Here is an 11,176-nt window from a genome sequence, read left to right on the forward strand (position 1 = left end):
GACCTGCGGTCTGTGCACACTCCGATGTGACCTTGTAGTAGGCGCCGGCCTTGTCGTGCTCTCCCAAGTCCCACGCCACCCATCCGGCCAGGGCGGCGGTCTCCCCGGCGGCGATGGTCAGGGCCCGTTCATGCTCGCCGGCGCGCGGCAGAGCGGCCGTGATCGCGTCGAGGTGCGACTCGACTGTGCTCTGCAAGCGACGGGCGCTGAGATTTAGCTCCTGCACGTGTAGTTCAGCGGCTCGATCGATGAGGGCCGCCGCAGAGGTCGCATCGATCTTGGATCCCTTGCTGAGGGCGCAGGCTAGTCGCCCCCAGGGTTCGGCAGCGGTGGCTGCACCGATGGCAGCACTTCCAAGTAGCGTGCGGCGCTTCACGTCGTCCAGGTCCTCCACTTCACGGACGTACTCCTGCCTGCGCCTGGTGCGGGCGGCTTTGGCCTCCAGCTGCAGCTCCTCGAAGGGGACGCCGCAGGCCGCTGCGATGTGCGCAAGCGTGTGGTTTGTCGGGACGTTGTCAAAATTCTCATAGCGGCTGACCTCGCGGCGGGTCACGGTGTCCCGACCGGAGACGGCGTTGATAGCGGCTGCCTGCTGCTCCTGGCTCCGGCCCGCTTCCTTCCTGAGCCGGAGAAGCAGCTCGGCGAACGCATCTGCTGGCATGAGTGTGACCTCTGGCGGTGGGCGGATTCCAATCATGGCCTCAAATCCCCCTCGGATTTCCCCCCTTGCCAGGTTTTTCCCCCTCCGGATTCCCCTGGTCGAGGGCGTCGCCACGCGGTGCGATAGGTGCATGACCAGGCTTCAGAAGGCGACCCCGGCCAGCGGGGGCGCCTGCGGCTTTGCATCCGCCGGGTGCGCTCCGACCTCCTCGACCTGCTGGCTCATGTCGATGGAGAAATCAGTGATGAACCAGCCGTGCAGGAACTGGTGCCATGTTGACCCGGGAGTCGGCGGAGGCGCGAACGGCATGGCCGAGGCAGGCACGAAGGAGTACCGGCGAGAACTTATGGCGAATCCGGACGTGTTGACGGTGGTACGTCGTCTCGTGACGGTTCACGTTCGGCGGTGGGGGCTGGCGGCGCTCGCGGACTCGGTGGTCTGTTGCGTCAACGAACTCCTCGCCAACGTCGATAGGCACACCCGCTCCCCGTACTGCGTCCTCACCCTCCAGCACCAAGTCGACCGTATCCGGGTGGTTGTTGAAGACACCAGCAACGAACTTCCCGTGCAGAAAGAACCCGACTGGTCTGCCCTGTCCGGCCGTGGCCTCGCGCTCGTCGACAGCCTCGCCGACCGCTGGGGTGTCGAACCCGGGCCGATCGGCAAGAGCGTGTGGTTCGAGATCTGCGTGAGCGAGGTGAAAGCTCCATGAATCGCATGCGCAGCCACTGGACCACGGCGCCGCAGCAGCACGCCGCCGGATACTGGGCCGAGTTCAACGGATACGACCAGAGCTTCGGCCCTCCGCTACGGGCCTTCCAGATCGCCGGCCACGTCGCGCAGACGCCTGCGCGCGCCCTGGCGTGGCTGCGCTGGCGTGCCCGTCATGCGGTCTGGCAGATGGAGGAGCCGCACGCTGCAGCCGCCGTTCTCTCTTGGCTGAGTGACCGTGGCCGTGCACGCGAAGCGGTGACCTCCCTGACGGTTGGTGAGATGTACGTGCACCTCGTCAGAGAGGGCAGCACCCACTACGAGTTCAGCGCGCGCCCAGTCTTCCTCCCCTCCGATGCCGGCAGCCGCGCAGCTGCCCTGGCCCCATATAACGAGAGGCCAAGCGCATGAGGGACCCGTGTCCAGCTATGCCGCGATCTCCTGGCGTATCCGATCCAGGGCGGACTTCACACGCCCGCGGATGCCGGAGTGCCGATCTCCCGCAGGGCGGATGACGAGCTGCAGCGGGTGCGGAAGCCGCTGGGCGATCGATTCCATGAGGCAAGTCGCCCGTGCCCGAGATGCCATAGCCCATCCAGTTCCGCAGCTGCCCGGCGCACACGGCCCCGCTCCCCGATCTCCGGAGGCTCCCATGCCCGTACCCTTTAACCTCCCCACGCCGATCCCGGCGACCAGCGACGTCGACTACACGGCATTGCATAACTTCGCCGCCCTGCGCGGCCAGCTGCGGGTCTCCCTCACCCCGCACTGCAACGCCAGATGCTGGTTCTGCCACAACGAAGGCGACGTCCCGCCGCCGGAGGCCCACTGCGATCACAGCAAGAAGCCCCGAGAGCGGCAGTTCGATGCCGCCGCGTACGTGCAGACCATCACCAGCCTGATGGGCTCCGGACTCAAGCGGGTGTACTTCACCGGCGGCGAGCCCCTCACCTCCCGCTGGGCCCGCCCTGTCCTTGAGGCACTGCCGTCCGCCGCCCCGGACGCCTCCTACACCCTCATCACCAACGGCTTACTGCTGCGCCGCAACCAGGAGTGGCTGGCCCGCACCCCGCTGGACAAGGTGAAGGTGTCGCTGCACTACTTCTCCGACCAGTCGCTGATGGAGATCGCGAAGGTCCACAAGGGCATCCGCGCCATCCTCGACGGCATCGAAGCGGCTCGGGAAATCGTTCCTCGTGTCGAGCTGAACTGCCTCTTACAGCGTCAGAACGAGCACGAGGTTCTGCCGATTCTCGACTACGCGCTCGAACGCAGGATGCCAGTGCAGTTCATCGAGCTCGTCGACACCGACTACAACGCGTCCGGCTCGTCGGCAGCCGTGTCTGCCGACGGTCTTATCCGCTACCTGCGCAGCCTCACCAGCCAGGAGCACACCGAGATCGCCGGGGTCGGGCAGGGGCGTCGGGTGTTTCGTATCGACGGCGTCGAGATCGACGTCATCCACCGCGACCTCGGGCGACATCACGTCGGCCAGTGCGGCACCTGCCCGCTGCGCCCCCAGTGCATCGAAGGCTTCTGGGCGCTGCGCGTCGACCAGGCAGGTGGCCTTCAACCCTGCCTTCTGCGCGAGGACCTGCGCCTTGACCTGCGCACCCACCTCGACGACCCGCTCGCCCTGACCGCGGCCGTCGCCCGCCACATCACCGCCTTTACGGAAGGAACCCTGTGACGTGAACGACCTGCCCGTCGCCTATCGGCCGCGCACCTACGAAGACAGCGAGCTGCCGTTCATCGTTCTCGAAGGGGTCTCCGGCATCGGAAAGTCGACCCTGACCCGGCTGCTGACTCAGCAGCTTAAGGCGGCGCACCTGCACACCCTGCCCAAACCGCACAACGACTGGTCCAAGACGGTCAACGACCGTCTCGCCCCGCTGCCCCAGCTCGCCTTCTACCTCTCCGGCCTGCTGCACGCCGCAGACCGTGTCCGCACCGCCCGGCAGATCAGCCCGGTGGTAGCCGACCGCTACCAGTCCTCCGTGATCGCCTGCCACGCCGCCGTCCACAACATCGGACTCGAACACGTACGCCAGCTCGCCGCCCCGTTCCTGCCCTACGTGGCCCGCCCCACCGTCACCTTCTACCTGCGCTGTTCCGAGGAGACGCTCAAGGCCCGGCTCCACGCCAAGCAGGACGTCAAGCAGGACGACCGGGACCTGTTCGCGGTGCCCGGCCGCCTTAAGCAACTGCTATGGAACTTCGAGGCCGTCGCCGCCACCGACCCGAGCGCGGTCTGGGTCGGCACCGACGGCAAAACCCCCGACCAACTCGCCCACGAGATCAAGCACACCCTGGAGCGCTCCCGTGCTTAACCCCATCGACACGACCGCCGTCATCACGGGAAGCGGCGCCAGCGGCACCCACCCCGACCAGATCCACGCCGGTGTCGCCTGGTGGCTCGGCTCCTGCCTGGTCGTCACGCGCGGCGCCTCCCGGGCCGTGGTCGGACACGACGGGCACCCGGTGAGCACGGAATACGCAACCCGCTTCGCCCGTGGCGCCGTCAACGCCCAGCACTACAGATGCCACACCACCGTCCTGGTGGGCGCGGTAGATGAGGACGGCCTGCTGGCTGTCCGCAAGGACGAGAACGCCGTCTGCGCCTACATCACGACCAGCCAGGACGACACGGTCACCATCACCTTGTACGACGTGCTGGGCGAACGCCTGACAGAACGGTCCGGCCTCGACCGCATCCGCGCCCTCATCGACACCGACCACGTCCCGATCCCCGTCAACGACGGCGCGCGCGGCGTGCTCGACTACCGTGAGGAGGCCGCGCGATGAACACCGCGCCCCACGCGACCGGTGCGATCGATGCTACGCACATCGTGACCACCGGCCTCCCGATCCTGTTCGTGACGCTCGACTCACTGCGCTATGACGTCGCCAAGAGCGCCCTGGGCGAGGGCCGCACTCCACAGCTGGCCCGGCTGCTGCCCGCCGGACGGTGGGAGCGCCGGTGGACGCCGGGCACGTTCACGCTGCCCGCCCACACCGCCTTCTTCTCCGGTTTCCTGCCCAAGCTGCCAACGCCCCGCCAGCCGCCGCGCCTGTGGGAGTGCCGTCCCCCGGTCTTCAAGGAAGTCGACGAGCGGACCTTCGTGTTCGACGCCCCCAACCTGTTGCAAGGGCTGAAGACCCACGGCTATCGCACGGTGTGCGTGGGAGGCGTCACCTACTTCTCCCGGGAGACACCGCTCGGCAGCGTGCTGCCCGACCTGTTCGACGAAGACCACTGGCGCCCTGAGTTCTGCTCTCCCGAGCCGGACTCCACCCGGCACCAGGTCGACCAGGCTCTCGCTCTTGCCGAGCAATACGCGAACCGGCCGCTCTACCTGTTCATCAACGTAAGCGCAACGCACGTCCCGCATGGTCACTACCTCGGCCAGAGCACCGACACCGTCTCCTCCCAACAAGCGGCGCTGGCCTACGCCGATGCGCACCTGGGCCGGCTCGTCGATCAGCTCACCGCTGCCCGATCGTGGCTGATTATCATGTGCGCCGACCACGGAGACGCCTACGGCGACGACGGCTTTCACGGCCGGGGCATCGTGCATCCCAGCGTGACCACCGTGCCGTATGCCGCTTGGGTCCAGCCATGACCGCTACGCTCACCGCCCATGAGCGATGCACCCACGCGCGACGCTTCCGTGGTCGCGGCGGTCGACGACGACCACCACGTCGCGATCCTCAGCGCGCACTTTCCCAAACACGGCGGCGAATACCTGTTCCTACCGGGCGGCCGTCGCGAGGACAACGAGGACGCGGCCACCTGCGCCCGCCGTGAATTGAAGGAAGAGGCCGGCGTCACCGCTTCCTCCTGGAAACACCTGGGCAGCTACGCCATGACGCTCGCCTCAACGGCCCGCATCGACCTGTTCCTGGCCCAGCAGCTCACTTTGGGCGCGCAAGAACTCACCGAAAGCGAACAGGGCTTCAAGCTGGACTGGTGGCCGCTCGACACTGCACTTCAGGAGGCCGAGCGCGGACGCTTCCTGCTGCCCGCAGGCCCTCTTGCCCTCCTCCTGGCAGCCCGCTCCACCCCCTGACGACTGCACTGTCTGCAGGCCCTTCACGCTCGCCCGACCGGACCGGTGCACAACGCGCCGGGCGGAGCCATGCCGCACAGGCGCTCGAACCATCACGTCGGTGGCCGGTGAGGGACTACGGCTCGCCACCGTCCCTGGCGGTGCTGAGGGGCGACCTGGCGTGGGTTTGTGTCCTGACCATTGTTATTGCGGCGGAGTCGGAGAGCGCTTCGGGCGTCTTCGGAGCTGGTCGGTGAGCACTTCGGCAGTGTCGATCACTTCGGATCAGAGCGTTCCGCTCTTGTTCGAGCGGGGGGTGTGGTGGGCGCGGCCCAATGCCGCGACCACGGGAGGCCGCCATGTTTCTGTCTCTGCCACTTACCGGTGCGCTCTTGCTGAGCACGCTGTCCGTCTCGGCCGCGTGCGCGCTGGAGGACGTACGCGTGTGCTTTCGCCGCGGGCCCGGTCGTCATCGCCGGGTGGGAAGCGGTCGTCACGCGCAGCGCGGAGGTGTGCGATGAATCCCACTGCGGGTCAAGGTGCGCCCGTGTCTCGGCAGCTGTACAGCTGGGGCGCAGGGGTTGAGAATCCGGTAGGGCAAGCGCGTGCGGTTGTGTGCGTCGAGTTCGCCAGGCTTGAAGTACCCGGAGACGTCGCCGAGAACGCTGTGCTCGCGGTGTCCGAGCTTGTGGCCAATGCCGTCGAGCATGCGTGTGGGCCGTACGCGGTCTGCCTGCGGCACACCGCGCGGCAACTGTTCTGCGAGGTGCATGACGGGTGTTGCCGGATGCCCGTGGTGACCTCGGCCCTCTCCTCCGTGCCTTTCGAGCCCCAGGAGATTGATCGGGGCGGTGGTCTGGACGCCCTGTGCGAGTCCCTGTCTGAGCGGGGGAGAGGTCTGGGGATCGTGAACTATCTCAGCCAGGGGAATTGGGGCGTTCGCCGAACCTCGGGCGGTAAGTGCATCTGGGTGGACGTAAGTTCGTGCAGTAGCTGAGGGAGTGCGGCGGGCGTCGTTCGAGTTGACGTCCGCCGCACTCTCTCAACGCTGGGTCTATACGGCCGCTTATGCACCCTCTGGAACCGTCAACTCAGGTTTTCTACATACGTGTTGTGGTGTCTGTGCTTGGTCTGCGTTGACGGGGCCCGCACCGTAAGGGTGAAAGGGAGGCGATCCTTCCGCAGTGCGTTTAACCCACCGCGATCCTGGGGCATGACGGGTCCACCACATGGTGATCACTCGGGCACTCTGTGTGATGCGTGGCTGGTGAGAGCGGGGGCGTATGACGAAGAAGAGAACGCGCTGGGCGGCTACGGCGCTTTGCGCCGCAGGGCTGGCGCTTGGTCTGAGTGCTTGTACGGGGCACTCGCCTGGCCCACAGCACGTGAACGCTTCACAGGCCGTCAAAGCACCTTCATCGCTTCCTCCCTCCCTGTCGCCGTCTCCTGTGCGCGCAGGGGAGAGCAATGCGATTGCCGCGTACCGGGCGATGTGGGAGGACGCCGCAGCCGCCTCGCGTACGTCCGACCCCAAGCACCCTCGCCTAAACGACCACGCCAAGGGCGATGGCCTCAGTCTGTTGCGCTACATGATGGAGCAGGCCCGTGAGAAGGGGGTCACTAACCGGGGTGCGGCCAGCATTGCCCCGACGGTGGTGAAGTCGGGCAAGAACGAGTTCGAACTGTTGGACTGCGTTGACGGCTCCAAGTGGGTTCAGGTCAAGCCCTCTAGTTCCCCTGATGGCGTCGCGGGTGCGCACTACCACACAGAGGCGACCGTCGCCTTCAAATCCGGAAAGTGGATGGTCTCCGAGCTCTACTGGGGGGAGGCGGGGTCATGCATGGACTGAGGCCGCGTCTCTTGGCGAAGTCCATGGCCGCCTTCGTTGTGGCGTCAGCAATGCTCGGGGTGCTGGCTGCGCCAACTCGGGCGAGCGCTGAACCGGACCCCAGCATGGATCTCGGCACTGGCGTGAAGTGCCATGCCGGAAAGTGTGGCGTCGGTGCGGCGAGCAAAGCGCGTCCTCCGTCTCGCGGGAACCCTGCTCCGGGCTCTGCTTCCGGGGGTGCGGGGGCGACGCGCGGAGGTGCGAGTTCTGGAAGTGGCGCGATGGAGTGGAAGCGTCGGCCGGGCCAGATGTACGGTCCGCGCGGTGTTCCCCTGCCTGGGCAGAACTTCGCTGAACCGGGTGACAAGGAGCCGGCGGGCGGTAAGAAGGGCGGCGGAGCTCGTCCGGAGCCTGCTGTCGTGGCACAGCAGGCAGTGCGGGAGTTGGTGCTGCCCGACCCGGAAATTCGGACCAATCCCGATGAGACATATGCCCAGTTGGTGCGGGTGCCGACCTGGATGTGGCTGGACCGGGTGATGTGGAAACCGGTGTCGGAGACCGCGAAGGTGCCGGGTGTGTCAGTTACGGCTACGGCGATACCGCGCAGCGCTACGTGGCGCATGGGCGATGGCACGACAGTGATGTGCAAGGGGGCAGGGACTGCGTATTCGGTGAAGTACGCGGCGGAATCTGAGTCTCCGGACTGTGGACACACCTATGCGCGGTCGTCGGCGGGGCAGCCGGAGGAGGCGTTCACGATTTCGGTGACCGTTACCTGGGATGTGGAGTGGCACGGCGGGGGCGAGCAGGGGACTGTTCCGGGGCTGCAGACGCAAGCGCAGATGTCGTTGCGGGTGGCTGAGGCGCAGGCGTTGGTCGTGTCCTGACCCTGCAGCAGGGCGGGTGTAGGGGGCGCCAGGTCGGCGCCGCAAAGTCTCTCATTGATCAAGTGGGGTGGAGTGTGGGTACCTCTATGTCTTCTTCCAGGCCTGCGGGCGCGAACGGCACGTGGGGGACGCTGAAACCACCGCGGCCGCCGGGTGACGAGCCGCCTTCCAGTGCCGGGCCGGTGGGGATGCAGCGGCGTTGGCGGCCGGGCTTGGTCGCGCTCGGTGTGGCGGGAGCGGTGGCGTGTGCGGGCGGAGCGGCGTGGCTGGTGGGCAATGCGGGGGAGCGGCAGCCGGTGTTGTCGGTGGTGCGGCCGGTTGCTGCGGGCGAGGTGATCGAAGGCCGTGATGTCGGCGTCGTACGACTTGGAGTGGATGACGCCAACCAGGTCGTCGCGGCTGAGCGGCGCGGGGCGATCGTCGGGCGGCGTGCTGTGGTGCCGTTGACCGCTAGGCAGTTGCTCGCGCCCGGACAGGTGGGGGACAGGGCGGGCTTTCCTCCCCAAGGGCTGGCGCTGGCTGTGGTCGGCGTAGAGGCGGGGATGCTGCCTGCGGGCCTGGCGGGCGGGCAGCGGGTGGCCGTCGTGCCGGGCCTCGAACCGGGCGGGCGTGCGGCAGCCGACGAAGACGCGAAGCTTCCTGATCCGGTGCTTGGCGTGGTCAACGCGGTGGGGCGGCCGGAATCGGCGTCCGGCAAGGGGGCGGTGACCGTGCTGGTGGAGGGTGCGGCGGTGAGGCGGGTGGCGCAGATGCCCGAGCCGCGGATCGCGGTGCTGAGCGAGTCGGTGAAGGAGGTGTCGTGATGCGGCAGATCGTGGCCCTCGGATCGTTCAAGGGGGCACCGGGGGTGACCACGCTGGCCCTGGCGCTCGCCGCGGCCTGGCCGGCGGGAGGCGGGGCGCGGCCGGTGGTGGTGGAGGCGGATGCCGACGGTGGAGATCTCGCCGTGCGGTTCGGCCTGCCGGACTCGGCGGGGCTGCTCGCGCTGGCGGCCGGCGCCCGGCACGGCGGCACGGAGAGGGGCGCCGGGGAACTGGACGGCTGTGCGCAGGTCGTCGCGGGCAGCCTGCGGGTTGTCGTGGCCCCGACGGGAGGGCAGCAGGCTGCGCCCTGTGTCACGGAGGTCGCGGCGTGCCCGTCGGTGCTGCGCGGGGGCGGCGACAGCGCGGGGGTGGTGCTGCTTGATCTGGGGCGCCTGGGCGGTGCTCCGTCGGAGGAGCTGGCGCGGTTGGCGGACCGGGTGGTGCTGGTCGCCCGGGGTGAGGCGGATGCGCTGGCGCACGTCGCGGCACGTCCCGAGTGGCTGGAGGCGTTCCGGCCAGAGCTCGTGGTGATGGGGGAGTGCCGCTACTCCGAGGCCGACATCGCCCAGGCCCTGCGGATGGAGCAGGCCCAGATCCATGTGCTGCCGCAGGATGCACGCGCGGCGGCAGCTCTGGTCGGCGCCGCCCACATGACTCCCCGGCGATGGGGCCGCGCTCCTTTGCCCCGGGCAGCCGTCGCCTTGGCCCGCCAACTGAACGGAGCCGACAGCGAGCCGGGCCGTGGCGGGCTGTGCGGCGAGCTCGCACAGCTCGGCTCCCCAGCCGTACCCCCGCAGCCGCCCGGCTGGCCCGCAGCGCTGCCTTCTGTGCAGAGGAGCGAGATGCCGTGATGGACAGCACTCTGGAAGAGCAGCACGCCGCCGAAAAATTCCGGGAGAACATCGCCCGGACCCTGACGGGATTCGCGCACTCCCGAAGTGAGGCCGGGCTGCCCGTGCAGAGCAGCGGTGAACGACGCGTACTGGCGCGCAAGCTGCTCGCCGATGAGATCGCCTCCCACAACCAGGGGCGGCTGCGGGTAGGCAAGCCCACCCTGATGGACGGTGAGCGAGAAGCCCTGGAACGCTCGGTGATGGAGGCATTGTTCGGCCTCGGCCCGCTCCAGGAACTCCTGGCAGACGAGCGCATCGAGAACATCCAGATCAACGGCGCTGACCAGGTCTTCGTCCGCTACGCCGACGGCAGCCAGGAGCAGCGTGCCCCGGTGGCCGCCTCCGACGGAGAACTCATCGACCTCGTACGCCAGATCGCTGCCCGGTCGGGCCTGGAGGAACGGCGCTTCGACCGGGGTTCGCCGAGCCTGAACGTCTGTCTGCCGGACGGTTCCCGACTGTTCGCGGTGATGGCCCTCTCGCACCGGGTGGGCCTGACGATCCGCAGGCACCGCTTCAAGCGGGTGTCGATGGACGACCTGGTCGATCGTCTTGGCGTGTGCGACCGACCGATGGCGGCGTTCCTGTCCGCGCTGGTGCTGGCCCGCAAGAACATCATCATCGGCGGTGGAACCAACGTCGGGAAGACCACCGTGGCCCGGGGACTGGCCTCGGTCATCGCACCGCACGAACGGCTGGTGACCATTGAGGACACCCTCGAACTCGGGCTCCACGAAGACACCGAGGGGCACCGTAACGTGATGGCCCTGCAGGCGCGCGAGGCGAACCTGGAAGGCGAGGGCGCGGTCGATCAAGCGGAGCTGGTGCGCTGGGGGCTGCGGATGTCCCCGGACCGGGTCATCGTTGGGGAGATCCGTGGCGCGGAAGTCGTGCCCATGTGCAACGCGATGAGCCAGGGCAACGACGGCTCGCTGTCCACGATCCACGCCTCCACCTCGCGCGGGGTGTTCACCAAGCTCGCCGCCTACGCCGCCCAGTCTCCGGAGCGGCTGTCGCTGGAGGCGACGAACCTGCTGGTCGCCTCCGCCGTGCACTTCGTGGTCCACCTGGGCTGGGACGTGCGGGGGCGACGTGCCATCGACTCCATTCGCGAGGTCGTGGACGCGGACGGTGCACAGATCGTCTCCAACGAGGTCTACCGGCCCGGCCCGGACCGGCGAGCCGTGCCCGGGGCGCCGCTGCGCCTAGAGACCTTCGACGACCTGGTCAATGCCGGACTGGATGTGGCGCTGATGCGCGGGGAACGGCAGGGGAGGAGTTCATGACCCACGGTGTACTCATCGGCCTGCTGCTGGGCGCGGGATTCGCGTTCTTCGTAGGGG

At 68.0% G+C, this 11,176-nt stretch carries 15 protein-coding genes; 13 read left to right on the forward strand and 2 right to left on the reverse strand.

Annotation, left to right across the window (positions count from 1 at the left end; all coding sequences use genetic code 11):
* Positions 1–661 (reverse strand): helix-turn-helix domain-containing protein (locus ACQKIP_RS27815; RefSeq protein ID WP_427744421.1); only part of this gene is annotated, 661 nt, incomplete at its 3' end.
* Positions 662–802: 141 nt separating this feature from the next.
* The gene (locus ACQKIP_RS27820; RefSeq protein ID WP_365865480.1) at positions 803–970 is read right to left on the reverse strand and encodes a hypothetical protein; all 168 of its coding nucleotides are present in this window, start codon (positions 968–970) and stop codon (positions 803–805) included.
* On the opposite strand from ACQKIP_RS27820, the gene ACQKIP_RS27825 reads away from it, so the two are divergent.
* From ACQKIP_RS27825 to ACQKIP_RS27885, 13 genes are all read left to right on the forward strand, one after another.
* The gene (locus ACQKIP_RS27825; RefSeq protein WP_365865478.1) at positions 969–1,373 is read left to right on the forward strand and encodes an ATP-binding protein; all 405 of its coding nucleotides are present in this window, start codon (positions 969–971) and stop codon (positions 1,371–1,373) included. The genes ACQKIP_RS27820 and ACQKIP_RS27825 overlap by 2 nt on opposite strands.
* Positions 1,370–1,783: a hypothetical protein gene (locus ACQKIP_RS27830; protein ID WP_365865477.1), complete on the forward strand. Its 414-nt coding sequence runs from the start codon at positions 1,370–1,372 to the stop codon at positions 1,781–1,783. The genes ACQKIP_RS27825 and ACQKIP_RS27830 overlap by 4 nt, the downstream gene beginning before the upstream one ends.
* A 241-nt stretch (positions 1,784–2,024) precedes the next feature.
* A complete protein-coding gene (locus tag ACQKIP_RS27835) occupies positions 2,025–3,062 on the forward strand; it encodes a radical SAM protein (RefSeq protein WP_365865475.1) in 1,038 nt (345 codons plus the stop codon).
* Between the two features lies 1 nt (position 3,063).
* Positions 3,064–3,702 carry a dTMP kinase gene (locus ACQKIP_RS27840; protein WP_365865473.1) on the forward strand — a complete coding sequence of 213 codons (639 nt, stop codon included), beginning with the start codon at positions 3,064–3,066 and terminating at the stop codon, positions 3,700–3,702.
* Positions 3,695–4,177 carry a hypothetical protein gene (locus ACQKIP_RS27845; protein WP_365865472.1) on the forward strand — a complete coding sequence of 161 codons (483 nt, stop codon included), beginning with the start codon at positions 3,695–3,697 and terminating at the stop codon, positions 4,175–4,177. Before ACQKIP_RS27840 ends, ACQKIP_RS27845 begins: the two co-directional genes overlap by 8 nt.
* On the forward strand, positions 4,174–4,995 hold the full coding sequence (locus tag ACQKIP_RS27850; RefSeq protein ID WP_365865470.1) for an STM4013/SEN3800 family hydrolase: 822 nt from the start codon (positions 4,174–4,176) through the stop codon (positions 4,993–4,995). The genes ACQKIP_RS27845 and ACQKIP_RS27850 overlap by 4 nt, the downstream gene beginning before the upstream one ends.
* 18 nt (positions 4,996–5,013) lie before the next feature.
* Positions 5,014–5,442, forward strand: coding sequence for an NUDIX hydrolase (locus ACQKIP_RS27855; protein WP_365865468.1), 429 nt, complete (start codon positions 5,014–5,016; stop codon positions 5,440–5,442).
* 496 nt (positions 5,443–5,938) lie between these two features.
* Entirely contained in the window at positions 5,939–6,418 is a 480-nt protein-coding gene (locus ACQKIP_RS27860; RefSeq protein ID WP_365865466.1) for an ATP-binding protein, read from the forward strand.
* A gap of 592 nt (positions 6,419–7,010) precedes the next feature.
* Positions 7,011–7,271, forward strand: a complete 261-nt coding sequence (locus tag ACQKIP_RS27865; protein WP_365865464.1) for a hypothetical protein — start codon at positions 7,011–7,013, stop codon at positions 7,269–7,271.
* A 260-nt stretch (positions 7,272–7,531) separates the two neighbouring features.
* The gene (locus ACQKIP_RS27870; protein WP_427744427.1) at positions 7,532–8,137 is read left to right on the forward strand and encodes a hypothetical protein; all 606 of its coding nucleotides are present in this window, start codon (positions 7,532–7,534) and stop codon (positions 8,135–8,137) included.
* Positions 8,138–8,406: 269 nt separating this feature from the next.
* Positions 8,407–8,940 carry an SAF domain-containing protein gene (locus ACQKIP_RS27875; protein WP_427744429.1) on the forward strand — a complete coding sequence of 178 codons (534 nt, stop codon included), beginning with the start codon at positions 8,407–8,409 and terminating at the stop codon, positions 8,938–8,940.
* A complete protein-coding gene (locus ACQKIP_RS27880) occupies positions 8,940–9,791 on the forward strand; it encodes a MinD/ParA family ATP-binding protein (RefSeq protein ID WP_365865458.1) in 852 nt (283 codons plus the stop codon). Before ACQKIP_RS27875 ends, ACQKIP_RS27880 begins: the two co-directional genes overlap by 1 nt.
* Positions 9,791–11,119 (forward strand): CpaF family protein, encoded by a 1,329-nt coding sequence (locus ACQKIP_RS27885; protein WP_427744432.1) that lies wholly within the window; start codon positions 9,791–9,793, stop codon positions 11,117–11,119. Before ACQKIP_RS27880 ends, ACQKIP_RS27885 begins: the two co-directional genes overlap by 1 nt.
* The last annotated feature ends 57 nt before the right edge of the window (positions 11,120–11,176 follow it).

Source organism: Streptomyces sp. NPDC059900, from assembly GCF_050270335.1.
In the GTDB taxonomy this organism is placed as follows: Bacteria; Actinomycetota; Actinomycetes; order Streptomycetales; family Streptomycetaceae; genus Streptomyces.